Origin of the sequence: Brevibacillus sp. NPDC058079, assembly GCF_042885155.1 — a bacterium.
Classification (GTDB): domain Bacteria; phylum Bacillota; class Bacilli; order Brevibacillales; family Brevibacillaceae; genus Brevibacillus.
The window spans coordinates 65206-91676 of record NZ_JBHVSO010000016.1; the positions used below are offsets into that span (position 1 = coordinate 65206).

Here is a 26471-nt window from a genome sequence, read left to right on the forward strand (position 1 = left end):
GGGTGTGAAACCATCATGACATGGACCCGTTTTTCTCAGCAGCCACGAGCACAAGAACTGCTGTATCATAGTTTGCGCAACGAACGACTGGCACACGCCTACTTGCTGGCGGGTCCCAAAGGTTCAGGTAAAAAGCAGATGGCCCTGCATCTGGCGAAGTCCCTTTTTTGTTCGGAAAGGGAGGCAGACGCCTGCGGGGCCTGTGTTACATGCAGGCGCATAGAGGGTGGTAATCACCCGGATGTGTTGTTTATTACGCCTGATGGGGCTTCGATTAAAATCGACCAGATCCGTTCGCTGCAAAAAGAAATGGCGATGCGCGCCGTCGAGTCATCACGCAAGGTATATATCATCGAGCACGTCGATAAAATGACGACACAGGCTGCCAACAGTCTGCTCAAGTTTCTGGAGGAACCGCCCGCTGGTGTACTGGCCCTGCTTTTAACAGAGCATAGCCATGCGATTCTTCCTACGATTTTATCTCGATGCCAAATCGTTCAATTTTCACCACTTTCTGCAGAATCGATTGCGGAAAAGTTGCGTGCAGAGGGCGTTTTGGCGGGAATGGCGCAGGTTGCTTCCCACATTACGACAAATGTGGAAGAAGCCATGACACTCAGCCAATCAGAATCGTTTGCACAGCTAAGAAATCTAGTGATACAATTGGTGCAGGAGTGCAAACAGCGCAATTCATCTGCACTCTTAACGATCCATGATATGTTGCAAAAGAGCGACAAAAGTAAAGAGGAACTACCCCTCTTTTTAGATTTGCTCATCCTTTGGCTGCGCGATATCCTGTATTTGCAAGTAGGCAGGCATGCCCATCTCATTAACAGCGACCAACAGGATGTGCTGCAAGGACAAGCACTGGTATGGACAAAAGCTGAGCTCTTGCGTGGGATAGATTTGGTCATGGAGACGAAAAATCGGATAGAGCGAAATGCCAACGCACAGTTGGCTCTTGAGCGGTTGGTTCTTCAATTCCAGGAGGGATAACCCTTGTACGAGGTTGTTGGGGTCCGCTTTAAGAAAGCGGGCAAAATATATTACTTCGACCCTGACCGACTGCCGATTGAGCAAGACTGCACCGTCATCGTTGAAACGGCGCGAGGGGTCGAATTTGGCAAGGTCGTCATTGGCAAAAAAGAAGTGGCTGAGTCTGATGTCGTATTGCCGCTGAAAAAGGTCATTCGGATGGCAGACGAGCGAGATGCAAAACAGGTGGATGAAAACAAGCAAGCCGCCAAGAATGCTTTTGCTGTATGTCAGACGAAGATCAAAGAGCACAAGCTCGATATGAAGCTGGTCGATGTGGAATACACGTTTGACCGCAACAAGATTATCTTTTATTTTACCGCTGACGGTAGGGTTGATTTCCGTGAGCTGGTAAAAGACCTCGCCTCCGTATTCCGTACCCGAATTGAGCTTCGCCAGATCGGTGTGCGTGACGAAGCCAAAATGCTCGGCGGGATCGGGCCTTGTGGCAGGTTGCTTTGCTGTTCGACGTTCCTCGGCGATTTCGAGCCTGTCTCGATCAAAATGGCCAAGGACCAAAATCTTTCGTTGAATCCAGCTAAAATCTCTGGTCTGTGTGGCCGGTTGATGTGCTGTTTAAAATACGAGAACGACAACTATGAAAGCTCGAAGGATGAGATGCCGGACGTCGGCAAATTGGTCACCACCCCGATGGGGAATGGACGAGTCGTTTCCGTAAACGTACTTGATCAATCTGTCCAAGTAGAGCTTTCAATCGACAAACGTGTCACCGAATTCGGATTGGATGAGATTGCGATAGGTCTCCCCACTTTTGAATAAAGCGTGGGGGTAGGGGAGAGGTGAGCTAGTGGACAAACGGGAAATCTTCGTCAAGATGGCGAGTATTGAAGAACGTATTGGTGACCTTTATAAAGAAATTGGTGAACTGAAAGACGTCATCGTTGTTTTGATGGAGGAAAACGCCCAATTACTCGTTGAAAACCAGCACCTTCGCACCCGACTAGACAGGAAAAAGACCGGCTCCCAAGCAAAACAAAAGGGAACAAGCCCTGTCGCGAAGGAAAAAGCCAAAAAGGCAGTGGTTGGAGAAGGATATGACAATCTCGCTCGTTTGTACGCGGAAGGATTTCATATCTGCAATGTGCATTTCGGCAGCCTGCGAAAAGAAGGGGATTGCCTGTTCTGTCTCTCATTCCTGAGCGGCGGCCCTCAAAAATAAGCGGTGAGTAACCAGCACCACATGAAAAAGCGACCTGGGCCACGTGTCAGGTCGCTTTTTTCCGGATAGGAATAATAAGACAAGAACAAAAGGGAGTACGAGCCGTAGATGGAACCTGTCACCAACGTGCCGCTTTACGAAACAGAGCGCATCGATGATTTATTGACACATGAAATGAAAATAATCCAAAGCCACGAAGTTTTTTGCTTCTCGATGGACGCGGTTCTTTTGGCGCGATTCGCATCGGTGCCAAAGCGCGGAAAAGTATTGGATATGTGCACGGGCAATGGAGCTATACCGCTCATTATGACCACGCGTACGCCAGAAGCCAGTTTTGATGGAATCGAAATTCAAGATCGTTTGTTCAGTATGGCAAGCCGCAATGTGATATTGAATGGTTTGAACGAACGAATTACGATGCATCATGGCGATGTGAAGGATGCGGTGTCGTTGTTTGGGCACGGGAATTTCGATTTGATCACGTGCAATCCGCCGTATATGCCTGCGACCAGTGGGGAGAAAAACATCAGCGAGCACTTTGCGATCGCCCGTCATGAGATTATGCTGTCCTTGGAGGATGTCATTCGCGTGGGGAGCCAGTTGCTAAAAAACGGCGGGAAGCTGGCGCTCGTGCATCGATCCACACGTTTGATTGACATCGTTTCGCTTATGCGCCAATATGGCATCGAGCCGAAACGGATGCGTCTGGTTTATCCGCGTAAGGAAGCAGAGCCGAATATGGTTCTGATCGAGGGAATAAGGGGTGGAAAGCCGGAGCTGAGAATTCAGCCGCCGCTGATTGTGTATGAAAATGGAGAGCAATACTGTGAAGAACTACAGGAAATCTATTATGGCAGACGAGATTCCCTCGAGTAAGAGTCACTATGTCTACATCCTCTCCTGTGCGGATGGGACACTCTACACCGGATATACGACAGAGCTGATCCGTCGCTTGGCTGCTCATAATGAAGGAAAAGGTGCCAAGTACACGAGAGGACGCGGGCCAGTGGAGTTGTTCTATTGGGAAGAAGGAGCAGACCGTTCCTGGGGACTCAAGCGTGAAGAGAGCATCAAACGATTAACGCGCAAGAAAAAAGAAGAATTGATTGGAGGGGCCTCCGAATGAATGTGCAACGCAGTTTTGCGTCAGAAGAAGCAGGAGTCCTTTATTTGGTGGCTACACCCATTGGCAATCTCGATGATATCACGGTGCGGTGTCTAAATACGTTGCGTGAAGTCGATGTCATCGCGTGTGAAGATACGCGCCAGACCAGAAAGCTGCTGAATCATTTTCAAATCGAAAAACGTACGGTCAGCTATCACGAGCATAATAAGGAAGCAAGTGGAAATGGGTTGTTGCAGTGGCTTGCCGAGGGCAAGAAAATTGCCTTGGTAAGCGACGCTGGCTTGCCAGCAATTTCCGACCCGGGTGCTGAGCTAGTACGAGATGCGACCGCAGTGGGATTTTCTGTCATCCCCGTTCCAGGTGCCAATGCGGCATTGACAGCTTTGATTGCTTCTGGTCTTCCTACTGATCGCTTCCTATTTTGCGGATTTATGGGACGCGAAAACAAAGAAAGACGCGAAGAGCTGGAACGACTGAAGCGATATCCAGAAACGCTGATTTTTTATGAAGCTCCCCATCGAGTGGAAAAGACGCTTGCTGCCATGCGGGAAGCGTGGGGGAATCGGCGAGCTGTCCTGGCGAGAGAGCTGACAAAGCGCTACGAAGAATTTGCGCGCGGGACATTGGATGAGCTGCTGGAATGGCTCAGAAGCGGCGAGGTGCGCGGTGAGTTTTGTGTCATTGTCGAAGGGAACACAGGGCCGTTGGAAGCGGAAGTCGATGATACATGGTGGCAATCGCTGAGTATCGTGGAGCACGTGGATCATTACTGTGCACAAGGCATGGGGAAAAAGGAAGCCATCAAGCAAGCAGCCGATGATCGAAACGTATCCAAACGAGATGTTTACAACGAATATCATCGTGAATAGAAGGTAAGGAATGAGCGAAGCTGGCCGATACGGTCGGCTTTTTTCTTTTCGTCATCTCGACGGGTACGTGAATACGATGGTAAGGGGCGCTGCCGGTGCTTTCGGAAGGAATGGAAGGGGGATCAGCAGTGAGTATTCGTGATTCTCGTTTTATTGTGAACACAGACGAAAAAGACGATCACTTCATATTTACGCTGCCGGTTACATGGAACAGTAGACCGTACGAATATGCATGGGCCAAACAGTTTGCCAATCCGAATGACGTTGTGCTTGATTCGGCAAGCGGGATATGCCACCCATTCAAATTTTATTTGGCTGATCATTGTCGAGAAGTACACGCTTGTGATCTCGATAATCGGATACTATCTAAGGAAGCGATCTATCAAGATATTGTGGACGTATTTGGGAAAAGGGTAGCAGACAGCTTGCCTGCGCATTATTTTGACGGTATTCATTATTGTCGAGCCAATTTGACCTACTTGCCGTACTCGAATCAAAAGTTTGATACTGTATTTTGCATCTCTGTTCTCGAGCATCTCGAAGACCCGATTATGATGCAAGCATTTCGCGAATTTCACAGAGTGTTAAAAGACGATGGGCAGCTCGTACTCACTTTTGATTACCCACTGATCAATTTAGCTCGACTGCAACATGTTTTGACAGAGGTTGGGCTACAGTTTTCTGGCGATGTATCCTTTGAAATGCCGGCAGATGTGGTCTATTCTGATTTGTATGCGCCTAGGCTGTTCTTCTTCCGAGCGCTGTTGAAGAAAAAATAGCAAACAAATAGCCTTTGTGAGGCTCGTCCCACAAAGGCATGTTTATGTAATCAAATGATATTAGCGTTTAACAGGCATTTCTGTCAGGCAATCTTGGCACACAATTTTACCTTTAAAGTGAGATACTTTGTCAGCGTTTCCACAGAAGATACATGCAGGCTCATACTTTTTCAGGATGATGCGCTCTCCGTCAACGTAGATTTCCAAAGCATCTTTCTCAGCGATACCCAGAGTGCGGCGCAATTCGATTGGAATAACAACACGACCCAATTCATCTACTTTGCGAACGATACCGGTTGATTTCATCATAGTTAAAATCTCCTCCCAAAATCTGTATATGTCGATGCTATTGTTATACGCTCATCATTTATCGTCAATATTCGACATTTTCTGTTGGAATAATCATACCAGCCATTCCCAAAGGTGTCAACATGATTTTGACAATTCCTTGAAAAGTAAAATGTTTTTTCAAATCGAAAACGCTGTTATATCGGTGTTTCTCAAAGTGTTGGAAGCGATATGGAAATTTTTATGGATAAAATTTACTGGAAGAATTGGGTGTCGAATAAGTCGACGAATGTCGAATCCCAACATGTCGATTCGACAAAAACTCCAAGTTTTCTCTTTTCTTCTTGTATTTTGTAAAGTTGGTGTGAAGCGAGCGATAAAATTCCTCAGGAAAATGGGCTTGCCGAGGATGTTTACAAAACAGGTTGGTCGTGTACAATAGAGGATAAATAAAGCAAATGATAGCAAACGACCATGATGGGAAGAGTAAGCCGATCCTCCTTATTTCAGAGAGCCGGGGTAGCTGAGAACCGGTATAAGTGAGCAAGCTGAACATGGACCCTGAGTCTTGCAGATGAACAGTGACGGCATAGACCGTACCCTAGTAGTTTGTGACGTAAGCCCACGTTACGGGTAGAGTCATGTTTTGACTCACCAAGTCCGTTTTCCGTGAGGGGACGGAGTGTTTGGGTGGTACCGCGAGATAGAGCTCGCCCCAATTTTTTTGGGGTGGGCTTTTCCTTATTTTAATAAACGTAAACAGGAGGGGAATAGTTGCAATGAAACCTACTTATTACATCACAACACCGATCTACTATCCAAGTAACAAACTCCACATCGGTAACGCCTACACCACAATCGCGTGTGATGCATTGGCTCGTTATAAGCGTTTGCGCGGCTATGATGTGTATTATCTGACAGGGACAGATGAGCATGGACAAAAGCTCCAAGAGCGTGCAGCCGAAGAAGGCAAACAACCGCTCGAATTCATTGACCCGATTGTCGATTGGGTAAAGGATCTGTGGCAAAAGCTGGACATCTCTTATGACGATTTCATTCGTACCACAGAGCCTCGTCATAAAGAGGTCGTACAAAAAGTGTTCCAACGCCTGCTCGACCAAGGTGATATTTATTTGGGCGAGTACGAGGGCTTCTATTGTGTACCTTGCGAGGCTTTCTGGACAGAAACCCAAGCGAAAACGGACAACGGGTATGCTTGCCCAGACTGTGGTCGCGAAGTGAAAAAAGTGAAGGAGAAAAACTACTTCTTCCGCATGTCCAAGTATCAGGACAGATTACTTGCGCACATCGAAGCAAACCCTGAATTTATTCAACCGGAGAGCCGCCGCAACGAAATGATCAACAACTTCCTGAAGCCAGGTCTCCAGGATTTGTCCGTATCCCGCAGTACATTTGACTGGGGAATCAAGGTGCCAAGCGATCCAGAGCACGTTATTTACGTATGGATCGATGCATTGACGAACTATATTTCTGCTCTCGGCTATTTGTCCGAGGACGACAGCAAATACCGTAACTTCTGGCCAGCCAATGTTCATATGGTTGGAAAAGACATTTTGCGCTTCCATACGATCTACTGGCCAATCCTGTTGATGGCACTGGATATCCCGTTGCCAAAACAAATTTTTGGTCATGGCTGGCTTCTGATGCCGGATGGAAAAATGTCAAAATCCAAGGGCAATGTCATTGACCCGAAGGTTTTGATCGACCGTTACGGTTCTGACGGCGTTCGCTACTTCCTGCTTCGTGAAATCAACTTCGGTCAGGATGGCATCTTCACGCCAGAATCGTTCGTACAGCGTCTGAACTACGACTTGGCTAATGATATCGGAAACCTGCTGAGCCGTTCCGCTACGATGATTGAGAAATATTTCGATGGTATCGTTCCAGCTCCACAAGATGCAGGAGAGCCGGATGACAGCTTGATCGGCCTCGCGATGAAAACGAAGGCGCTGGTGGAAGAGCACGTGGAAGAAATGCGCTTCTCCAATGCACTGGCTCACATCTGGGAACTGGTGGGACGTACAAACAAATACATCGACGAGACTATGCCATGGAATTTGGCAAAATCCGAAGACACCAAAGGTCGTCTGGCAACCGTTATGTACAATTTGGTGGAAAGCATCCGCATTAGCTCCGTGCTGATCCAACCGTTCATGACCAAAGCACCAGCGAAAATTTGGGATCAACTGGGTATTTTGGGCAATGAAGAAGCAACCAACTGGGAATCTGCAAGTGTCTGGGGTGGATTGCCTGCTGGAAGTACCGTTAGCCGCAAGGAACTGCTCTTCCCTCGTCTGGATGTCCAAGCCGAACTGGCTTTCATCGACGAATCGACAGCAGAGGCACGTCGCCAAGCGGAGGAAAACAAGAAAAAGCAAGCAGCTTTGAAAGGGGAAGCACCTGTGAGTGAAACAAACGCTAACCAAACAGAAGCAGCAACGGACAAACCAGCTGATGCAAAAGAAGAAATCAGCATCGACGATTTTGGGAAAGTAGAGCTGCGCGTCGCACAGGTAGTGGAATGTGCCAAGCATCCAAATGCTGACAAACTGTTGGTTCTGCAATTGGATCTCGGCTACGAGAAGCGCCAGGTTGTTTCTGGTATCGCGAAATACTACTCCCCAGAAGATATGGTCGGCAAAAAAGTGATCCTCGTAGCCAACCTGAAGCCAGTGAAGCTTCGCGGTGAGCTGTCTCAAGGGATGATCTTGGCAGCATCGGCAGGAGATCAGTTGACACTTGCGACTGTTGACCCAAGTATGCCAAACGGAGCAATCGTGAAGTAACGAGGGCAAGGAAAGGAAGGACCCATCTTGTTATTTGAAACCCATGCTCATCTAAATGCGAAGGAATTCGATGAAGATCGTGCAGAGGTCATTGCTCGTGCGCAAGAAAATGGCGTCAGTACGATTGTGAACATTGGATTCAACGCTGAAACAATTCCAAGCTGCATGGATTTGGCTCATGCGTATGACTTTATTTACGCTGTCATCGGTTGGCATCCACAAGACGCCAAGGACATGACAGACGAACACCTAGAATGGATCGAGGAACTCAGTCGTGATCCGAAAGTAGTGGGATTGGGTGAAATGGGCTTGGACTACTACTGGGATACGTCGCCGCGTGATGTGCAGGCAGAGGTATTCCGCAAGCAGATTCGTCTGGCTCGCAAGCTCGACATGCCGATCATCATCCACAATCGCGATGCGCACCAAGACGTTTTGACGATCCTGAAGGAAGAGAAGGCAGCAGATGTTGGCGGCATCATGCACTGTTTCTCTGGCAGCTGGGAAACAGCGAAGCAGGCACTCGATATGAATTTTTATATTTCGTTCGGTGGTCCGCTAACATTCAAAAATGCCAAGCAGCCAAAAGAAGTAGCAGCGAAGGTACCGCTAGACAAGCTGTTGATAGAGACAGATTGCCCGTATCTCACTCCGCATCCTTTCCGTGGAAAGCGAAATGAGAGTGGATATGTGCGTTATGTCTGTGAGGAAATGGCGAACATTCATGGTTTGTCTTACGAGGAAATGGCACAAATTACCGCAGACAACGCTAGACGTCTTTTTCGCATGAACGGTTAATAAAAACGGGAAATCACGATTCATCACGTGATTTCCCGTTTTTTTGTGTCAGTTAACCGGGTTCTACTCCATTTTGTCGACGCATACGATGAACAATGTGTCGAACGATTATTGTCCATCCGACATGGTTTCTCGACAGGTTTCTGCTACCATTCGCCATGCATATTTTGCTAGTCTGGTACCATTATCGCTTCAGCCAAAAGGGAGGGTAAATTTGACAAAGCCGGGAAAGTGAAATACAATCAAAGCCGACCTTGTGAAGTACCGGCCACTTCCAGAATATTAGTGCAATTACATCGACCCTTACCTGGCTAGACAAGAAGAGCCTTGTGCTTTTCTAGGAAAAGGAGTGTGGGAAATGGAGTTACGCGCGATATGGGAAAGGTATAAGAATCGTGGGCTAGTCATGTTTGGCTGCCTTGCTCTTGTGCTCGTTCCCATGATTGGCTATTTCTCTGCCCAGGCTACTCAGCCAAAACAGGTCACTTTTTCGTTGGACGGAGAAAGCAAGACGGTCGCTACAAAAGCCAAGACCGTTGAGCAGTTCTTAACCGAGAGGAACATTACGGTAACGGAAAAGGATTCCCTTCAACCGACACCTGAGACGAAGCTATCAGACGGAGCACTCATTACTTTATATACGACCTGGTCCATACCAGTCCAGGTTGACGGGCAGAAAAAAACGATAGAGACACTTAGTCGTGATGTTGCTGGTGCGTTGAAGGACGGCGGCATCGTGCTAGGTGAGAAGGACCGGGTAGAACCGGCATTGACCGCTACACTTACCAAGGACTCCTCGATCAGCGTAAAGCGGGTTGTTGAGAAAATGGTAAAAGTCGATGAGCGAGTCACCTTTCAAGAAATACGCAAAAATGATCCAGCGCTGGAAAAAGGTAAGACCCGCGTATTACAGAGCGGGCAAGAAGGTAAGGCAATTGCACACTATAAGCTAGTCATGGAAGATGGAAAAGAAGTCTCCCGTGATCTGGTCAAAAGAGATGTACTTGTACCGAAGAAAGATAATGTCGTAGCCATGGGTACCGCAATCCCAATGTTGCAGAAAAAGGGTCAACCAGATCGGGTCCTGGTTGCTTCTGCAGCGGGTCCGGTCTCGCGTGGTGGAAAAGTGTTTAGGCCGAAAAAAGTACTGAACGGGGTTACCCTGACTGCATATACTCCTTCGGGAGGTGGCAAACACCCAAGCTCTCCGGGATATGGACGCACATCGACAGGGGTAAAAGCCAAGACAGGTCACACCATCGCTGTAGATCCTAAAGTCATTCCGTATGGATGGTGGGTGTACATTGAAGGTATTGGGTATCGTCGAGCTGAAGATACGGGTGGAGCCATGAAAGGTGGCAAAATCGACGTATTCGTAGGCACGGAGTCCGAGGCGAGGAAATTCGGTCGCAAGCGAAACAAAACTGTATATATCATTGGACCACAGAAGCCTTAGGACAGGAGCGATTGCTCCTGTTCTTCTGTTTCCTCCAAGGTTATTGTGATAAGCTGTTTGTTAGTTAGACGATCCTGTTTTACCAAATGTTTCATGTATTTTTTGCTTGAGGTACGGTTTTTTTTGGAACACTAGTATCGTACCGACTTTGTACGAAAGTGGGAGCACATGATGAAGATCAAGGAAGTCATCGTGGTGGAAGGTCGAGACGATACCGCAACAATCAAGCGTGCGGTTAATGCCGATACGATTGAAACTGGCGGTTCTGCCATTCATAAAAGAACGATTGAAAAAATCAGGCTGGCGCAACAAAAACGCGGTGTTATTATTTTTACAGACCCCGATTATCAAGGGGAGCGCATCCGAAAAATTATCAGCAAGTCAGTTCCAGGCTGCAAGCATGCATTTATTACCCAAGAGGACGGGACCAAAAAGGGCGACATCGGCGTCGAGAATGCGACACCTGATGTGATTATTCGTGCGCTCTCAGAAGTACGTACCGAAATGGCGGAAACGGCTGGAGAGATTACCTCTGACGATCTGTTGACAAATGGCCTGACGTCCGGAGTAGATGCCAAAGAACGCAGAATTAAGCTGGGAGAAGCATTGGGGATCGGATACGCCAACGCCAAGCAAATGCTGCAGCGGCTCAATGCCTTCCAAATTAGTCGAGCAGAATTCGAAGCGGCCATTACGGCCATCAACAAAGAGAGGGAGTAAGCCATGACCCAAATAGCGGGCAAGGATATTGCCACACCTACGCGCACAAAAGAAATATTGGAGAAGTACGGCTTTTCTTTTAAGAAGAGTCTGGGCCAGAACTTCCTAATAGACACCAATATTTTACATAACATTGTTTCAGAGGCAGACCTTACCAAGGAAAAGGGAGCGATTGAAATTGGGCCCGGTATCGGTGCGCTGACGGAGCAATTGGGACGAGCAGCCAAAAAAGTGATGGCGATCGAAATCGACCAGCGTCTTTTACCTATTTTGCAGGACACGCTGTCACCCTATGAAAATATTGAAGTTGTTCATGGGGACGTACTGGAGCTGGATCTGAAGAAGTTAATAGAAGAAAAGATGACAGGAGTGGAAAAGCTGAGCGTAGTGGCGAATCTGCCTTACTATGTGACGACACCAATCTTGATGAAGCTGCTGGAAGAGAGATTGCCTCTCGAAAACATCGTGGTCATGATTCAAAAGGAAGTGGCAGAGAGAATTGCAGCCAAACCAGGAACGAAAGACTATGGCTCTCTTTCAGTCGCAGCTCAATTCTATGCAGACACAGAAGTAGCGATGATTGTGCCTGCAAGTGTGTTCATTCCGCGTCCGAATGTCGACTCGGCAGTGATTCGCTTAAAGGTAAGAGATCGTCCGCCAGTGGATGTAGACGACCAGGATGTGTTTTTCCGGGTGGTACGCAGCTCGTTTGCACAGCGCCGTAAGACGTTGTTGAACAACCTAATGAACGGACTGTTTCCTAAAACCCAAAAGGATGAAGTAATACAGATGCTCACTGACATCGGGATCGATCCGACTCGGCGTGGTGAAACACTCAGTTTGGACGAATTTGCCCGCCTAGCGAACGAAGGTATGCGCCGCGGACTGATTACGTAAATCGTGTAGACAACCCCTTTATTTTTGGGCGAGATCACCCAAGAATGGGGGTTTTTGTGTATTTATGCCCTTTATGCATATCTTTTGACAAATATCTACGTTTTTTATGAAAAAAACCCCGTTGACAAAATATCTGCCGGGTTGCTATAATTTTTTATTTCTTTGACAAAATATAAGTGAGCTGTTATAATAGATGTAAGCGAGGTGGATGGAACAATGGCAAGAAACGCGTTACTTGACATTAAACGTAGTTTAGACGGACACATTGGTGAGCGCATCCTGCTGAAGGCTAATGGCGGTCGCCGCAAAACCGTTGAACGTAGTGGCATCCTCGAAGAAACTTACCCATCTGTGTTTGTGGTAAAGCTGGATGACGACCAACTCTTTGAGCGGGTATCTTACAGCTATGCTGACATCTTGACGGAAACAGTAGAATTGACGGTGTGCCGCGAAAACGAGCACATCCGCATCACATTTGTACAACAGTAGAGCCCTTTTGGGTTCTACTGTTTTGTTTTTTATATCGAAAAGCTCTGAACATTTGGTTGAGGCAATAAAAAGAGCGGCATGGAGCACACTAAGCCTGTCAACGAGAAGGAGGGTGCTATGGGTCGCAGACGAGGAATGATGTCAGAGCAGTTTAAGATGGAGCTGGCCAAAGAGCTTGGGTTTTACGATACGGTAAAAGCCGAGGGTTGGGGAGGCATCACGACACGGGACGCGGGTAACATGGTCAAGCGTGCTGTTCAGCTTGCTGAGGAAGCATTAGCCGCTAAGCGATTGTAGCGTTTGGTTTGATCGTACGGACGTTTCTCACCATATAAACACTCGTTGACAAGGCCGGGGCATCCCGGCTTTTTTCTATAAAGAGAGCTGAATTTTCGAAATACCCATAATGATCTCGATCCTATTCTTTTTAATTGATCAAGTGGCATGGGAGAGTTTGCCTATGCTACAATAAGAGACTAGGAAATTTAGAAAGTAGGCAGAGGTGAATTACGTGCGTATCTCGGTCAAAGCTCCGGCCAAAATAAATTTGACTCTCGACGTGCTTGCCAAACGGCCGGACGGTTATCACGAAGTAGAAATGGTGATGACAACCGTAGACTTGGCAGATCGTGTGGACATGACTCTACGCGAAGATGGTGAGATAACGCTGGACTGTTCTGCCAGCTTCGTACCGGATGATATCCGTAACCACGCATATAAAGCGGCAACGCTCATGAAAGAAAAATTTCAAGTACGCCAGGGCGTACACTTGTATATCGACAAGCAAATTCCGGTTGCGGCTGGACTGGCAGGTGGCAGCAGTGATGCAGCAGCAACACTGCGCGGCTTGAACCAATTGTGGAATCTCGGGCTGACCAGAGATGAGCTGGCTAAAATCGGCGCGGAAATTGGCTCTGATGTGCCATTTTGCGTTTATGGAGGAACAGCGCTGGCGACGGGGCGTGGTGAACAGATTGCGCATCTGGGAGCGCCTGCGCCGTGCTGGGTCATTCTAGCCAAGCCGCCTCTCGGAGTATCTACCCCGGATGTATACGGAAACCTGCGTGTGGCCCAGATCGATAATCATCCCGATACCAAACAAATGCTGCAAGCCATCGCGACCCAAGACTTTTCACTCATGTGCCAATCTCTTGGGAATGTGTTGGAGAACGTCACGCTCTCGCTCCATCCACAAGTAAAACAGATCAAGGATCTCATGGTCGCTTCGGGGGCAGATGGTGTCCTGATGTCTGGCAGCGGTCCTACTGTGTTTGCTCTTGTGCAAAAGGAAGCGAAAGTACATCGGATTTACAACGCGTTGCGAGGTTTTGTCAAAGATGTGTTTGTTGTCCGAATGTTAGGCGCTCAAGATGGGGAAATACTTGCATAAACCCGTATGGAAATGATACATTAACAGCATAATATTCGGTTTTGGAGGAAGAGCCATGAAGAAATTGCGCAGAAGTGCACGTCTGGTTGACATGACGCAGCACTTGCTCGCCCATCCCCATACGCTGACTCCTCTCACTCTGTTCGCGGAACAATACGGCGCAGCGAAATCATCCATCAGTGAAGACTTGTCTATCATCAAAGAGGCTTTTGAAGTCCAAGGGGTAGGCTTGTTGAAAACGGTGGCGGGAGCGGCAGGCGGAGTGAAGTATATTCCACAGGTCAAAACGGAAGAGGCCCTTCACTTCATGCGCGAACTGATCGGTCAACTTGCTAATCCAGAGAGACTTTTGCCAGGTGGATACTTGTACATGTCCGACATTCTCGGAAATCCACAAACGATGGCGAAGATCGGAAAGCTCTTTGCAACCGCTTATGCGGATAAAAATGTGGATGTCGTCATGACGGTGGAAACAAAGGGGATTCCACTTGCGTATGCGACGGCTATGTTTTTGAATGTGCCTGTTGTGATTGTGCGCCGTGACAACAAGGTGACGGAAGGTTCAGTAGTGAGCATTAACTATGTATCGGGTTCCAGTAAACGAATTCAAACCATGTCACTCGCTCGCCGCGGTTTGGCCGAGCAGTCTCGCGTCCTCATTGTAGACGACTTTATGAAAGCTGGCGGGACATTGCGGGGCATGATTGATCTGTTGCAGGAATTCCGTGCAACCGTAGTAGGATGCGGCGTACTGGTAGAAACGACAGCGGATGTTTCTGAGCGTTTGGTAGATGAATATGTATCGCTTGCAAAACTGCAGGATGTAGACTTCAAGGGCAAGCAAATTGAAATAGAGCTGGGCAGTTTTTTTGAAAATAGAGGGGAGTAGATAGGTATGGCAATCTCTTTTGTTTCAACTGACAAGGCTCCTGCCGCTATTGGTCCTTACAGCCAAGCTGCAAAGGTAGGTCCATTTCTTTTTGCATCGGGTCAAATTCCGCTGCGTGCAGACGGCACTTTGGTAGAAGGTGACGTCGTGGAGCAAACCCATCAGGTTTTTTCCAACATTCAAGCGGTACTGGCAGAAGCCGGTGGCAACCTGACGAATGTAGTGAAAGCGACTGTATTCATCAAGGACATGAATGATTTTGGTCAACTGAACGAAGTGTACGGCCAATATTTTGGCGATCACAAGCCAGCTCGTTCCACTGTAGAAGTGGCACGTCTGCCGCGTGATGTAAAAGTCGAAATCGAAATCGTAGCATATATCGAATAAAAAAAATGGAAAACAGCCTGATGCCGCGCGCATTGGGCTGTTTTTGTACTTGCAGAAAATGTTTCCAAAAAATTACATATAAACATATTTATATATTTTTTCAAATATTGCATAATGATAAGCAGGAATATTTACCCAGCGGGTGGAAATAATCCTAAACGCGTTACATAGATAAAGGGAGTGAACTAGATGGAAGTAACAGACGTAAGACTTCGTCGAGTGAATACGGATGGTAGGATGAAAGCGATTGCATCCATTACAATTGACCATGAATTTGTGGTTCATGATATCCGTGTCATTGACGGAAACAATGGTATGTTTGTAGCTATGCCGAGCAAGCGTACACCAGATGGAGAATTCCGTGATATTGCACATCCGATTTCTTCGACTACCCGTGAAAAGATTCAGGCAGCAGTTCTCACAGAATACGACCGCGTAGGTCAAGAGGAAGAAAGCACTATCGAAGCTGGTGCTTAAAAAGTCCTTATACTCAAAGCACCCTGTCACTTACGGCAGGGTGCTTCGGCGTCCGTTAACCATAACACTTTTTTAGATCGTTCAAAATAATTTCTCGGTCCATTCCTTCCCCGATGAAGACAGCTACCATTTTCGGTCCGAAATTTTCAAAAGGGAATAGGAGCACCTGATTATCAGTATGTTGAAACGAGATCAGCTCGGGCTTTCCGTGGAACTGGACGTAGCCTTTTGCCCGATAGACGTTTTTGGGGAGATCGTATAGAAAGTCCTCGAATTTTTTCGCGTCTACGGGTCCGGTGAATACATAGGAAAACGTTTCGATACTATTGTAGAGAGAGGGTTGGCTTGTTTTTAGGCCAAGGGATTGCTTGAGCCTGTCCATCGTGGACATTCGGCCGATGCTTTTCTGCACGGCAATGGGGCGGCTTGTCTCGTTGTCGAGCGGGCGCTCATGAACGGTGCGTTTGACAGACAAAAGCCGGGAGACTTCTATTTCTGCCTGAACAGTAGCGTGTATGGGTGCAGTCGGATTGATTTCACTGAGCTTTTGACGGACCCGCTCTATGACATCAGGGCTGGTCAAATCGGTTTTGTTCAAAAGAAGCAGGTCTGCGTAACGCACTTGGTTTCGAATCGTTTTGACCAGAGTGGCAGTCGAGGAGAATCGTGAGTTGAGGTCCAGAAAGCGAGAGGCGTCGACAACACTAATGGTCCCTTTTAATTCCAGTCGATCATACAGCTCTGGATGGGTAATCGTATCGATGACATCAAGTGGATCGGCTACGCCAGTAGTCTCGATGAGGATTCGGTCTGGCGCAATGGCGTTCATAATATCTTTCAAGCCCTCCGTCAGCTCGCCCTTGATCGAGCAGCATATGCAACCATCGAGCATTTTTTTGACAGGAAAGCCGAAGCCTTGCAATTGTTCCCCGTCAATATCTTCCTCCCCCATTTCATTCATCAAGACGACTACTTTCTGGTCTGTGATGCGCAAATGAGTCAGCCATTTTTGCAAAAGGGTGGTTTTTCCACTTCCTAAATACCCAGTCAGCAAGTATACCTCTGCGCTCATCTAATCCTACCTCCTTCAAATAACCCCTTTCGCCCAACAATATATCACATTTTTGTCAGAAAATTAAATGTTGTCTGGCATGTGTCTAACTACTGGCAATGCAAGGAATCAAGTATAATCCTGTATCGATTGTCTTGAAATTCACATATGAATTAGGATATAGTCATTGTGGAACTTCTACGATGGAGGGTTGACATGTCTAAGATCCATGCCGTGGTTCTGGCTGCTGGTCAGGGTACACGGATGAAATCGAAGCTGTACAAAGTCTTGCACCCTGTGTGCGGAAAGCCTATGGTTCAGCATGTAGTCGATACGATGGCGTCCATGCAGGTTCAGGATATCGTTGTCGTCGTAGGTCATGGTGCTGACGCTGTCCGCGCCAAACTAGGCGATGACATCACTTATGCACTGCAAGAAGAACAGTTGGGAACGGCACATGCCGTTTCGCAGGCAGCACCGTTTTTACAGGATAAAGAAGGAACTACGTTTCTTTTATATGGAGACGTTCCCCTCTTGTCAGCGACTACGTTGTCGGCCTTGCTGACCTATCACGAGGAGCAGCAAGCGGCTGCAACTGTATTAACCGCCGTATTACCTGATGCAACAGGTTATGGGCGTATCGTGCGCAATGAGGCGGGCGAAGTATTGCGAATCGTGGAACATAAGGACGCTACTGAAGCGGAACGGGCGATCAGTGAAATTAATACGGGCATATACTGCTATGACAACCGAAAATTATGGAAAGCCTTGGCGGAAGTGAAAAATGACAACGCACAAGGCGAATACTATGTAACAGACGTTGTCGGTATTTTGCGTGATGCAGGTGAAAAGGTAGTTGGATACGAAGCGATTGACCCAGAGGAAACAATGGGTGTTAACGATCGTGTACAGCTATCGGAAGCAGAAGCCTACATGAAAAAACGTATTATGACTGGTCACATGCGAAATGGTGTGACAATCATTGATCCAGCGTCTACGTACATCGAAACTGATGTGAAGATTGAGGCAGATACCGTGATCCACCCAGGTTCTTTCCTGCGTGGACAAACAACCGTTGGAGCTGATTGTGTAATCGGACCCCAAGCGGATCTGACGAATGTGGAAGTAGCGAGTGGCGTGAACATTTCTTACTCGGTGATGGTTGATTCGAGTGTGGAAAGCGACTCATCTGTAGGGCCATTTGCTTATGTTCGACCAGGATCACAGATTGGAAGCAATGCCAAAATCGGTGATTTCGTGGAATTGAAAAATGCGAAAATTGGTGACGGTACGAAGGTTCCTCATCTCAGCTATGTAGGAGATGCGGAGATCGGAGACCGAGTCAATATTGGCTGTGGAACGATTACCGTCAACTATGATGGGGCAGTGAAGCATAAAACAACAGTAAAAGATGGAGCATTCATCGGATGCAACAGCAATCTGGTTGCGCCCGTTACAGTTGGACAAAATGCTTATGTAGCTGCAGGATCGACCATTAATGAAGATGTGCCAGATAATGCGCTTGCGATCGCACGTGAGCGTCAAGTAAATAAAATCGATTACGCGAACAAAATGCCTCGCAAGGGCAAAAAGCAATCATAAACGGGAGGTTCTTGAGAAGATCATGGCTAACTACCGCGACCCAAAACTGAAGGTATTTACGTGCAACGCAAACCCGGAACTGGCAAAAGAAATCGCCGAACACATCGGTGTACCACTCGGAAACGCACAAGTAGTGCGCTTTAGTGATGGCGAATGCCAACTCAAACTCAATGAAAGCGTTCGCGGTTGTGACGTATTTGTCATTCAGCCAACATCTGCTCCCGTTAATGAGCATCTGATGGAGCTGTTGGTCATGGTCGATGCATTGAAGCGCGCTTCGGCTAAGAGTATTAACGTGGTAATTCCTTACTACGGTTATGCTCGTCAAGATCGTAAAGCACGTGCACGCGATCCAATCACGGCCAAGCTGGTTGCGAACCTGATCGAGACAGCAGGTGCACAACGTGTGATTACGATGGATCTGCACGCAACACAAATCCAAGGCTTCTTCGATATTCCAGTTGATCATCTGCTGGGTGTGCCTATCTTGGGTAAACACTTCTCTGAAAAAGGTTTGAAAGATATCGTTGTCGTATCTCCAGACCACGGTGGAGTGACCCGTGCTCGTAAATTGGCAGAACGTCTGGAAGCGCCTATTGCCATTATTGACAAACGTCGCCCAGAACCAAACGTAGCCGAAGTAATGAACATCGTAGGTAACATCGAAGGCAAAACAGCGATCATCATCGACGATATTATCGATACCGCTGGAACGATCACATTGGCTGCTAGTGCACTTGTAGAAGCAGGCGCACGTGAAGTATATGCATGCTGCACGCACCCAGTTCTGTCTGGTCCTGCTATCGAGCGTATTGCTAACTCGAAGATCAAGGAACTGATTGTAACCAACTCGATCCCGCTGACAGAAGAACAAATTATCGATAAGATTACCGTTCTTTCCGTAGCGCCAATCATTGGTGAAGCAATCATTCGTGTTCACGAAGAGCTTTCCGTAAGTAAATTGTTCGATTAATATACAATCCCCTGTTTGGGGATTGAACTAAACCTCCGATGGACAAGCTAGTGAGGAAACTTTTACTAGCGGTCCGAAGGAGGTTTTTTTGTGGAACAATTACAGGCACAGTCTCGCGAAAAAAAGACAGGCAATGCTGTAAAGGTACTGCGCAAGGAAGGTTGGATTCCTGGTATTATGTACGGCAGCGAAGTGGGCAATAAGCCGATTCAGCTCAAAGGAAGAGAGCTGGATGCTGCCCTGCGTCATCAGGCGACGAACAAGCCATTCCGGTTGAGTGTAGACGGGGACACGCACGATGTCATGGTTTATGAGCTGCAACGGCATCCTTTGCAGGGGAACATTTTGCATGCAGATTTTAAGAAGATCAATATGAATGAAAAAATACACACGTCCGTTCCTGTCCTCATGACAGGAGATCCGGAGTTGGGTGTGGCTACCCTTGTCCGCCACAGTGTGGAAGTGACTTGCTTGCCAGGTAATATACCAGAATCGTTCCTGGTCGATGTCGACGGGTTCAATATCGGGGATGTCGTTTTGGTAGCGGATCTGACTGTCCCACCAGGAGTCGAGCTAGGGCTTGATTCCACGGAAGTGCTGATCAGTGTCCTGCCAGTTAAGGTTAAGTCCGAAGAATCGATTGATGCAGAGCAAGAAGCAGAAGCAGTGGCCGAAAAAGCAGGAACCGCTAACGAATAATATCGTGGCATAAATAAAGAAGGGCGAGGTGATTTCATCTCTGCCCTTTTCCTTTTGTTCACGTGACCATTCGAGTACAATGGGAAGAGAGTAGGAGGGAATAAGCGTGAAAGTCATAATTGGATTGGGCAATCCCGGCAAAAAATATGAAGACACCAGACATAATGCTGGCTTTATGGCCATAGATAAGATTAGCGACAAATGGGGAATTCCTGTTACGCAAAACAAGTTTCGTGCCCTCGTGGGCGAAGGCCGAATCGAAGGCGACAAGGTGCTGCTGGTGAAGCCACAGACATACATGAATCTCTCCGGTGAATCGGTAGCGGAAGTCCTCAAGTTTTACAAGCTGATTCCGGACGATCTCGTTGTCATCTACGACGATCTTGATTTGCCGACTGGACATCTTCGTCTGCGAGAAAAAGGCAGCGCTGGTGGGCACAACGGCATCAAGTCGATGATTCAGCATTTGGGCACACAGGAGTTTAAACGAATCAAGGTCGGAATCAGTCGTCCTGAACCAGGGCGGAGCGTCAGCGACTATGTTTTGAATACGTTTCCAGTGGCGGAAAGAGCCGACATTCAAGAAGCGGTGAGCTTGGCTGCTGATGCATGCGCCATGTGGACAAGAGAGTCGTTTTTAAAGGTCATGAACCATTACAACAGCTTGAAGAAGTAGTATGATTTCCCACCCAATCGTCCATACTAACCGATAGGAACAGTATGGGGGTGGTATGTGCATGAGCATACGCTATACATGTCGTTGCTGCGGCATGAAGATTGCAGAATTTGACGAATCGCAAGTAACAGAAGCGCAGCTCGGGTTTGATTCCTTGACCCCGGAGGAACGTGCTCTTATAATATCGAGAGAACAAAGTGGAGATACGGTCGTCAGCATCACGTGCGACTATTGCCGTGAAGCGCTGATTCAGCATCCAGAGCTTTCGCTAGTCGGAAACCCACTTCAATAAGTGGATACGCATTAGGAAGGCTTGCACTGACAAGGCCTTAGCTTGGGGAGCTAAGGCTTCTTTTCGCATGGCTGACCTGCGGTTGTTGTGAACGTAAGCGAGGGTCTGATTTTAGTTCACAGAAGAATTAGAGAGGGGATTAGTGAATGCAAGTCATCATTAACCCGATGAAACAGGACACGAACGTCGGGACAATCGTGGCTGGCTTGGAGAAGGGGCTACATGAGCAGCTTGTCTCTGGCTTAGCTGGTTCCGCACGGCAAGTATTGATGGCGTCATTGCAACAAATGTCAGATCGTCCGGTCTGCGTAGTGACGCATAACATGTACCAAGCACAAAAAGTATACGAAGATTTGATCGAGTTGGTTCCCTCTGATCAGGTGTTGCTTTATCCCGGTAATGAGCTGATTGGCTCTGAGCTTGCCATTGCCAGCCCTGAAATGCTGGCGCAGCGAATTCATGTATTCAACCGTCTGGCCCAAGGCTTTACGGGTTTTTTGGTTGCACCTTTTGCTGGCTTGCGTCGCTTGGTCGTTCCCCCGCAAGTATGGAAGGAAGCACAAATTCAGTTATCCGTCGGTGATGAGCTCGATATCGAGTCCTTTTTACTCCGATGTATTGAGCTTGGCTATGAGCGAGTGGACATGGTCGAGCGCAAGGGAGAAATGAGTATTCGCGGCGGAATCATCGACTTGTATCCGATCGATTCGGAGTGGCCGGTGCGGATTGAGCTTTTTGATGTGGAGATCGACTCGATCCGTACATTTGACATGCTCTCCCAACGGTCATTGGAATCCGTCCAGACTTACATTCTCGGTCCGGCAAAAGAAATGATCGCTTCGACTCCGTTATTGCAGGAATCGGCTGTTCGTTTAGAACAAAAGCTGGGAGAAACCATCGCCAATTTGAAGGATGGGGCTGCCAAGGAAAAGGTCATGGAGCGAATCGGCTCTGATGCAGAGAGAATGAAGCAAGGACAGCGTTTTGCACAGCTGTATTCGTACATCTCTGTCATTTACCCGACGGGTGATACATTATTGTCCTATATGCCTTCCGATACCTTGCTGATCGTTGATGAGCCTTCTCGTGTGTTGGATACGGCAGCGCAATTGCAAAAAGAAGAAGGGGAATGGCTGACAGGACGTATCATCCAGGGCGAATATATGTCCAATCTCAGCCTGTCGCGCACGTACGACGATATCGTGTCGACGAAAAAGCGACAGATCGTTTACCTCTCCCTATTTTTGAGACAATCACCGAAGACCCAGCCGCAAAACATCGTGAATCTGACTTGCCGCACCATGCAAAACTTCCACGGACAGATGAACGTACTGAAAACAGAACTGGCCCGTTGGAAGAAGTCCCAGGATCAGATCGTCTTTGTCGCAGCTGATTTGGAGCGTGCGAAGCGACTGGAGCGTGTCCTGCATGACTACGAAATGGAAGCGGACGTTTTAACAGATGCAGTGGAGACGGTGCCTCCGGGGCGTCCTACGATCATTTTAGGAAACCTCCAGACAGGCTTTGAGCTGCCGCTAAACAAGCTGGTTGTTATTACGGAAGGTGAAGTATTTACCGCGAAACAGCGCAAGGCACGCAAAGTGCAACAGACGATGAACAACGCGGAGCGTATCAAAAACTACCTTGAGCTCAAGCCTGGTGATTTCGTCGTCCACGTCAATCACGGGATTGGAAAATACCTTGGAATTGAAACCAAGGAAATTCTCGGAATTCATAAAGATTACCTTCATATTCAATACGCCGCAGGAGACAGTCTGTTTGTTCCGATTGATCAAATCGACCATGTGCAGAAGTACGTGGCGAGCGAAGAGGCACAGCCGAAGATATACAGCTTGGGTGGCAGCGAGTGGAAACGCGTCAAAAACAAAGTCCAGTCGTCTGTAAAGGATATCGCCGAAGATTTAATCAAGCTGTACGCAGCCCGCGAATCGGCTGTCGGTCATATATTCTCTCCCGACACGACAGAGCAGCGTGAATTTGAGTCGATGTTCCCGTATCAGGAAACACAAGACCAGCTCCGCGCGATTTCTGAAGTGAAAGCGGACATGGAGCGCAAACGTCCGATGGATCGCCTCGTTTGTGGGGACGTGGGTTACGGGAAGACAGAGGTTGCGATTCGTGCGGCCTTCAAGGCTGTCATGGACGGAAAACAGGTAGCCGTTTTGGTTCCAACTACGATTCTGGCACAGCAGCATTACGAGACGTTCCGTGAGCGTTTTGCGGAATATCCAATCCGCGTGGAGGTATTGAGTCGATTCCGTTCGCGCAAAGAGCAGAATGCCACACTAAAAGGACTGAAGGAAGGCACAGTCGATGTCGTCATCGGTACGCACCGTCTGCTTTCCAAAGACCTGACATTCCGCGAGCTCGGTCTGTTAATCGTAGACGAGGAGCAGCGCTTCGGCGTGAGCCACAAGGAAAAGCTGAAGCAGATCAAAACGAATGTGGATGTCATGACTCTGACCGCTACGCCGATTCCACGTACCCTGCACATGTCGATGCTCGGTGTGCGTGATTTGTCTGTTATCGAAACACCACCAGAAAATCGTTTTCCGGTGCAGACGTATGTGATGGATTACAGCCCTGCCCTCGTTCGCGAAGCGATTGAGCGTGAGATGGCTCGTGATGGGCAAGTGTTCTTCCTCTACAACCAAGTACAAGGAATCGAACAGATGGCGGAGCAGATTTCTATGCTCGTTCCAGATGCGCGTATCGCTGTAGCGCATGGGCAGATGAACGAGAGCGAGCTGGAAGGCGTCATTCTCGACTTTTTGGAAGGGAATTTTGACGTATTGGTCAGCACGACGATCATTGAGACCGGGGTGGACATCCCGAACGTCAATACGCTGATTATTTACAATGCAGATAAAATGGGCTTGTCCCAGCTGTATCAGCTGCGTGGACGTGTAGGTCGTTCCAATCGAATTGCGTACGCTTACTTTACGTATCAACGGGACAAGGTGCTGACAGAGGTAGCGGAAAAACGTCTGCAAGCCATCAAGGAATTTACCGAGCTCGGCTCTGGTTTCAAGATCGCGATGCGAGACTTGTCTATTCGTGGAGCGGGTAATTTGCTGGGCGCCGAGCAGCATGGTTTTATTAATACGGTCGGATTCGACTTGTACAGCCAGATGCTGAAAGAGGCCATTGATGAGCTGAAAGGCGAAGTCAAACACGAAATTGTCACACCTGTGGAGATTAATCTGCAACTGGATGCCTATATTCCGTCGATGTACATTACGGACAGCCGACAAAAAATCGAGATGTACAAAAAGTTTGTCGCGGTGTCTACCTTGGACGACGTCGACGATTTGGCAGAGGAGCTGCTGGACCGTTTTGGACCAGTTCCGAAGCCAGTTGATAATCTGTTGACCATTTCCCGTATGCGTGTGTATGCCTTGAAGCACCACATCACCGAAATTAGCCAAAAGAATCCAGACGAGATTAAATTGTTCCTGCACCCTAGTCAGAACAACAACATCGATGGTGGAGCCTTGTTTGCGCTTACCAGCAACTGGAGCAAGAGGGTTGGGCTGTCGGGTGGACAACAGATCACGATTGCTGTTAAAGTAAAGGGGTTAAAAGAAGATGAGGGCGTGCAGTTGGTTGAAAAGCTGCTGCGTCAATTTCACCAGGTGCGAAGAGACACCGGTACGGAGAGCCCTGTGTCCTAACTGACAAAATGGGCTTGCCCGGGAAGGGAGAACCTTATTTATGAAACGTTCTGTAGCGATTCTATCTTCGGCTGTTCTGGTCGTGGCACTCATGACTGGTTGCGGCGGAAAAGCAGAAGAAGCGAAACAAGATTCAAAAACTCCAGCGAATCAGACAGATGGCGGCAATCAAGCTGCTAATGATCCTTTGGTACAATTCCCTAAACTCACTCTGCCTTACGCAGCAGACCAGAAAGCGGTCATTGTGGAGTATCAAGGAGGAACTGTAACAGGAAATGAGTTCGAAGAGTTCCTGCGTGTCATTAACTTCATGAACCCACAACAAGGCACTATGATTGAAATGGCTGATAGCAACTCACTGAAAGCTTTTGCGCGTGAGTATACAGCTACCAAGGTTTTGGCTAGCCGTTCTGACGATGCTATGAAAAAAGAGTCCAAAGAACTCGCTGAGAAAACCTTCGAGAAAATCAAAACGCAGTACATGGGCTTTTTGGGCAAGGATGAAGCTCAATTCAACAAGCTCATGGAAGGCCAAGGCGTAACCAAGGACATGATCGTAAATCAGATGGACCTGATCAACCAGTCCATCAATGTGATGAAAAAGAATATCGACGATGCTACGCTGAAGCAAACCTATGATCAAATGGACAAAGCTTCCCGTACCGTTGCTTCTGTTCGCCACATCCTGATCTCTACCGAAAAGCGCAAACCAGAAGAGGCGTTGAAAATCTCCAATGACTTGGTAGCGCGCCTGAAAAAGGGTGAAGACTTCGCGAAGCTGGCAACAGAATTCACAGATGACCCAGGTAGCAAGCAGTCTGGCGGCTTGTACGAAAATGCGGATGTAACGCAATGGGTACCAGAATTTAAAGAAGCATCCCTGACGCAAAAAGTCGGTGAAGTTGGCCCGCCAGTAAAAACTGATTTTGGTTACCATATTATTAAGGTCGAGAATCGCAAAGAAAAGACCTTTGATGAGATGAAGGAACAGCTCCGCGCGAGTTCTTTGGAGAAAGCCTACGATGCTTTCGCCAAGAACGAGCTGGACAAGCTCATTACGAAATTCAACATCCCGCAGTCCAAAAATGACGCTCCGGCGAAGAAATAAGAAGTCAGAAGAAAAACAGGGAATTCGTTTCCCTGTTTTTTCGTTTTCTCGCATATTCTTCAAGCATGGGCAAATACTATTATCACTCGCTACCACCCGGGGGAGAGTAATTGAGGTAACTGGTAAAAATTGATACCATCACCCATAGTTAAAATTAGAATTTGAGGAAAAAATACAACTAACCAACCACCATCTATTCACTACCCACTTCTCAGGGAAAGCGAGGCAACAAGACATGAAAGCAACTGGTATCGTTCGTCGAATTGACGACCTCGGTAGGGTCGTGATTCCTAAGGAGATTCGTCGTACACTGCGCATTCGTGAGGGCGACCCGCTTGAGATTTTTGTGGATCGTGACGGAGAAGTCATTCTCAAAAAGTATTCACCGATTGGAGAATTGGGTGATTTTGCAAAAGAGTACGCGGACTCTTTGTATGAAAGCATGAATCATACCGTACTGATTTCAGACAGGGATACTGTCATTGCTGTGGCGGGGGCCTCCAAAAAAGAATACTTGGAGAAACCAATTGGTAGTATTGTTGAGAAATGCTTGGAGGAAAGAAAGACCCGACTGGAGAAAAACGCAGGCTCTTATGAAATTTGTCGTGATTTGAACGAGACGATGGGCTCGTTCGTCATCGCACCGATTGTTGCAGGAGGAGATCCAATCGGGTCCGTGATCCTCCTCAATAAAAACGAGTCAACGAAGATGAGTGATTTGGAGATCAAAATGTCGGAAACAGCGGCCGGTTTCCTGGCAAAGCAGATGGAGCAATAGCATAGGATTT

Annotated in this window: 28 protein-coding genes and 1 other annotated feature; of the genes, 26 read left to right on the forward strand and 2 right to left on the reverse strand. The window is 47.8% G+C overall.

Annotation, left to right across the window (positions count from 1 at the left end):
- Positions 1-15: 15 nt before the first annotated feature.
- The 7 genes from holB (at position 16) to ACFVS2_RS30565 (ending at position 4989) form a co-directional block, all read left to right on the forward strand.
- Complete coding sequence (holB, locus tag ACFVS2_RS30535; protein WP_047074446.1) at positions 16-996, forward strand: DNA polymerase III subunit delta'; 981 nt, start codon at positions 16-18, stop codon at positions 994-996.
- Positions 997-999: 3 nt separating this feature from the next.
- Positions 1000-1815, forward strand: coding sequence for a PSP1 domain-containing protein (locus ACFVS2_RS30540; RefSeq protein ID WP_012683857.1), 816 nt, complete (start codon positions 1000-1002; stop codon positions 1813-1815).
- Between the two features lie 28 nt (positions 1816-1843).
- Positions 1844-2215: a DNA replication initiation control protein YabA gene (yabA, locus tag ACFVS2_RS30545; RefSeq protein ID WP_007719903.1), complete on the forward strand. Its 372-nt coding sequence runs from the start codon at positions 1844-1846 to the stop codon at positions 2213-2215.
- Between the two features lie 108 nt (positions 2216-2323).
- Entirely contained in the window at positions 2324-3091 is a 768-nt protein-coding gene (locus ACFVS2_RS30550) for a tRNA1(Val) (adenine(37)-N6)-methyltransferase (RefSeq protein ID WP_390240165.1), read from the forward strand.
- The gene (locus ACFVS2_RS30555; RefSeq protein ID WP_390240167.1) at positions 3066-3341 is read left to right on the forward strand and encodes a GIY-YIG nuclease family protein; all 276 of its coding nucleotides are present in this window, start codon (positions 3066-3068) and stop codon (positions 3339-3341) included. Before ACFVS2_RS30550 ends, ACFVS2_RS30555 begins: the two co-directional genes overlap by 26 nt.
- Entirely contained in the window at positions 3338-4210 is an 873-nt protein-coding gene (rsmI, locus tag ACFVS2_RS30560) for a 16S rRNA (cytidine(1402)-2'-O)-methyltransferase (RefSeq protein WP_390240169.1), read from the forward strand. Before ACFVS2_RS30555 ends, rsmI begins: the two co-directional genes overlap by 4 nt.
- 128 nt (positions 4211-4338) lie before the next feature.
- A complete protein-coding gene (locus tag ACFVS2_RS30565) occupies positions 4339-4989 on the forward strand; it encodes a class I SAM-dependent methyltransferase (protein ID WP_390240171.1) in 651 nt (216 codons plus the stop codon).
- Positions 4990-5049: 60 nt separating this feature from the next.
- Here the strand turns inward: ACFVS2_RS30565 and ACFVS2_RS30570 are convergent, their stop codons facing one another.
- Positions 5050-5298 (reverse strand): AbrB/MazE/SpoVT family DNA-binding domain-containing protein, encoded by a 249-nt coding sequence (locus ACFVS2_RS30570; protein ID WP_007719913.1) that lies wholly within the window; start codon positions 5296-5298, stop codon positions 5050-5052.
- A gap of 444 nt (positions 5299-5742) precedes the next feature.
- Positions 5743-5998: a binding site (T-box leader), on the forward strand.
- A gap of 58 nt (positions 5999-6056) precedes the next feature.
- On the opposite strand from ACFVS2_RS30570, the gene metG reads away from it, so the two are divergent.
- From metG to spoVG, 11 genes are all read left to right on the forward strand, one after another.
- Entirely contained in the window at positions 6057-8084 is a 2028-nt protein-coding gene (gene metG, locus ACFVS2_RS30575) for a methionine--tRNA ligase (protein WP_390240174.1), read from the forward strand.
- A 27-nt stretch (positions 8085-8111) separates the two neighbouring features.
- Positions 8112-8882, forward strand: coding sequence for a TatD family hydrolase (locus ACFVS2_RS30580; RefSeq protein ID WP_173620756.1), 771 nt, complete (start codon positions 8112-8114; stop codon positions 8880-8882).
- A gap of 358 nt (positions 8883-9240) precedes the next feature.
- The gene (locus ACFVS2_RS30585) at positions 9241-10338 is read left to right on the forward strand and encodes a resuscitation-promoting factor (protein ID WP_390240176.1); all 1098 of its coding nucleotides are present in this window, start codon (positions 9241-9243) and stop codon (positions 10336-10338) included.
- A gap of 171 nt (positions 10339-10509) precedes the next feature.
- A complete protein-coding gene (gene rnmV / locus ACFVS2_RS30590) occupies positions 10510-11058 on the forward strand; it encodes a ribonuclease M5 (RefSeq protein WP_390240195.1) in 549 nt (182 codons plus the stop codon).
- Positions 11059-11061: 3 nt separating this feature from the next.
- Positions 11062-11955, forward strand: a complete 894-nt coding sequence (gene rsmA, locus ACFVS2_RS30595; protein WP_007719925.1) for a 16S rRNA (adenine(1518)-N(6)/adenine(1519)-N(6))-dimethyltransferase RsmA — start codon at positions 11062-11064, stop codon at positions 11953-11955.
- Between the two features lie 216 nt (positions 11956-12171).
- Positions 12172-12444, forward strand: a complete 273-nt coding sequence (gene veg / locus ACFVS2_RS30600) for a biofilm formation stimulator Veg (RefSeq protein ID WP_005830485.1) — start codon at positions 12172-12174, stop codon at positions 12442-12444.
- A gap of 117 nt (positions 12445-12561) precedes the next feature.
- Positions 12562-12741 carry a small, acid-soluble spore protein, alpha/beta type gene (locus ACFVS2_RS30605; RefSeq protein ID WP_173620753.1) on the forward strand — a complete coding sequence of 60 codons (180 nt, stop codon included), beginning with the start codon at positions 12562-12564 and terminating at the stop codon, positions 12739-12741.
- Between the two features lie 214 nt (positions 12742-12955).
- Positions 12956-13834, forward strand: a complete 879-nt coding sequence (ispE, locus tag ACFVS2_RS30610; RefSeq protein WP_390240178.1) for a 4-(cytidine 5'-diphospho)-2-C-methyl-D-erythritol kinase — start codon at positions 12956-12958, stop codon at positions 13832-13834.
- A gap of 55 nt (positions 13835-13889) precedes the next feature.
- Complete coding sequence (purR, locus tag ACFVS2_RS30615) at positions 13890-14723, forward strand: pur operon repressor (protein ID WP_007719934.1); 834 nt, start codon at positions 13890-13892, stop codon at positions 14721-14723.
- Positions 14724-14729: 6 nt separating this feature from the next.
- Positions 14730-15110 (forward strand): RidA family protein, encoded by a 381-nt coding sequence (locus ACFVS2_RS30620; protein ID WP_007719935.1) that lies wholly within the window; start codon positions 14730-14732, stop codon positions 15108-15110.
- Between the two features lie 189 nt (positions 15111-15299).
- Complete coding sequence (gene spoVG / locus ACFVS2_RS30625; protein ID WP_007719936.1) at positions 15300-15587, forward strand: septation regulator SpoVG; 288 nt, start codon at positions 15300-15302, stop codon at positions 15585-15587.
- 55 nt (positions 15588-15642) lie between these two features.
- Here spoVG and ACFVS2_RS30630 read toward each other — a convergent pair whose 3' ends face one another.
- Positions 15643-16659 carry a CobW family GTP-binding protein gene (locus ACFVS2_RS30630; RefSeq protein ID WP_390240181.1) on the reverse strand — a complete coding sequence of 339 codons (1017 nt, stop codon included), beginning with the start codon at positions 16657-16659 and terminating at the stop codon, positions 15643-15645.
- A 195-nt stretch (positions 16660-16854) separates the two neighbouring features.
- On the opposite strand from ACFVS2_RS30630, the gene glmU reads away from it, so the two are divergent.
- From glmU to spoVT, 8 genes are all read left to right on the forward strand, one after another.
- Positions 16855-18240: a bifunctional UDP-N-acetylglucosamine diphosphorylase/glucosamine-1-phosphate N-acetyltransferase GlmU gene (gene glmU / locus ACFVS2_RS30635; protein ID WP_173620751.1), complete on the forward strand. Its 1386-nt coding sequence runs from the start codon at positions 16855-16857 to the stop codon at positions 18238-18240.
- A gap of 22 nt (positions 18241-18262) precedes the next feature.
- Positions 18263-19213: a ribose-phosphate diphosphokinase gene (locus tag ACFVS2_RS30640; protein WP_007726399.1), complete on the forward strand. Its 951-nt coding sequence runs from the start codon at positions 18263-18265 to the stop codon at positions 19211-19213.
- A gap of 90 nt (positions 19214-19303) precedes the next feature.
- Positions 19304-19912, forward strand: a complete 609-nt coding sequence (locus tag ACFVS2_RS30645; RefSeq protein ID WP_173620750.1) for a 50S ribosomal protein L25 — start codon at positions 19304-19306, stop codon at positions 19910-19912.
- A 106-nt stretch (positions 19913-20018) separates the two neighbouring features.
- Positions 20019-20588: an aminoacyl-tRNA hydrolase gene (pth, locus tag ACFVS2_RS30650; protein ID WP_173620749.1), complete on the forward strand. Its 570-nt coding sequence runs from the start codon at positions 20019-20021 to the stop codon at positions 20586-20588.
- A 61-nt stretch (positions 20589-20649) separates the two neighbouring features.
- Positions 20650-20880 (forward strand): anti-sigma-F factor Fin, encoded by a 231-nt coding sequence (locus ACFVS2_RS30655; RefSeq protein ID WP_007726431.1) that lies wholly within the window; start codon positions 20650-20652, stop codon positions 20878-20880.
- Between the two features lie 146 nt (positions 20881-21026).
- The gene (gene mfd, locus ACFVS2_RS30660; RefSeq protein WP_390240184.1) at positions 21027-24575 is read left to right on the forward strand and encodes a transcription-repair coupling factor; all 3549 of its coding nucleotides are present in this window, start codon (positions 21027-21029) and stop codon (positions 24573-24575) included.
- A 40-nt stretch (positions 24576-24615) separates the two neighbouring features.
- Entirely contained in the window at positions 24616-25683 is a 1068-nt protein-coding gene (locus ACFVS2_RS30665) for a peptidylprolyl isomerase (protein ID WP_173620747.1), read from the forward strand.
- Between the two features lie 235 nt (positions 25684-25918).
- Complete coding sequence (gene spoVT / locus ACFVS2_RS30670; protein ID WP_012683876.1) at positions 25919-26461, forward strand: stage V sporulation protein T; 543 nt, start codon at positions 25919-25921, stop codon at positions 26459-26461.
- Positions 26462-26471: the final 10 nt, after the last annotated feature.

Coding starts and splice junctions, on each gene's coding strand:
- holB (WP_047074446.1), top strand. CDS start 16: ATGACATGGACCCGTTTTTCTCAGCAGCCACGAGCACAAGAACTGCTG.
- ACFVS2_RS30550 (WP_390240165.1), top strand. CDS start 2,324: ATGGAACCTGTCACCAACGTGCCGCTTTACGAAACAGAGCGCATCGAT.
- ACFVS2_RS30555 (WP_390240167.1), top strand. CDS start 3,066: ATGGCAGACGAGATTCCCTCGAGTAAGAGTCACTATGTCTACATCCTC.
- rsmI (WP_390240169.1), top strand. CDS start 3,338: ATGAATGTGCAACGCAGTTTTGCGTCAGAAGAAGCAGGAGTCCTTTAT.
- ACFVS2_RS30570 (WP_007719913.1), bottom strand. CDS start 5,298: ATGATGAAATCAACCGGTATCGTTCGCAAAGTAGATGAATTGGGTCGT.
- metG (WP_390240174.1), top strand. CDS start 6,057: ATGAAACCTACTTATTACATCACAACACCGATCTACTATCCAAGTAAC.
- ACFVS2_RS30585 (WP_390240176.1), top strand. CDS start 9,241: ATGGAGTTACGCGCGATATGGGAAAGGTATAAGAATCGTGGGCTAGTC.
- rnmV (WP_390240195.1), top strand. CDS start 10,510: ATGAAGATCAAGGAAGTCATCGTGGTGGAAGGTCGAGACGATACCGCA.
- rsmA (WP_007719925.1), top strand. CDS start 11,062: ATGACCCAAATAGCGGGCAAGGATATTGCCACACCTACGCGCACAAAA.
- veg (WP_005830485.1), top strand. CDS start 12,172: ATGGCAAGAAACGCGTTACTTGACATTAAACGTAGTTTAGACGGACAC.
- ACFVS2_RS30605 (WP_173620753.1), top strand. CDS start 12,562: ATGGGTCGCAGACGAGGAATGATGTCAGAGCAGTTTAAGATGGAGCTG.
- purR (WP_007719934.1), top strand. CDS start 13,890: ATGAAGAAATTGCGCAGAAGTGCACGTCTGGTTGACATGACGCAGCAC.
- ACFVS2_RS30620 (WP_007719935.1), top strand. CDS start 14,730: ATGGCAATCTCTTTTGTTTCAACTGACAAGGCTCCTGCCGCTATTGGT.
- spoVG (WP_007719936.1), top strand. CDS start 15,300: ATGGAAGTAACAGACGTAAGACTTCGTCGAGTGAATACGGATGGTAGG.
- ACFVS2_RS30630 (WP_390240181.1), bottom strand. CDS start 16,659: ATGAGCGCAGAGGTATACTTGCTGACTGGGTATTTAGGAAGTGGAAAA.
- glmU (WP_173620751.1), top strand. CDS start 16,855: ATGTCTAAGATCCATGCCGTGGTTCTGGCTGCTGGTCAGGGTACACGG.
- ACFVS2_RS30640 (WP_007726399.1), top strand. CDS start 18,263: ATGGCTAACTACCGCGACCCAAAACTGAAGGTATTTACGTGCAACGCA.
- ACFVS2_RS30655 (WP_007726431.1), top strand. CDS start 20,650: ATGAGCATACGCTATACATGTCGTTGCTGCGGCATGAAGATTGCAGAA.
- mfd (WP_390240184.1), top strand. CDS start 21,027: ATGCAAGTCATCATTAACCCGATGAAACAGGACACGAACGTCGGGACA.
- ACFVS2_RS30665 (WP_173620747.1), top strand. CDS start 24,616: ATGAAACGTTCTGTAGCGATTCTATCTTCGGCTGTTCTGGTCGTGGCA.
- spoVT (WP_012683876.1), top strand. CDS start 25,919: ATGAAAGCAACTGGTATCGTTCGTCGAATTGACGACCTCGGTAGGGTC.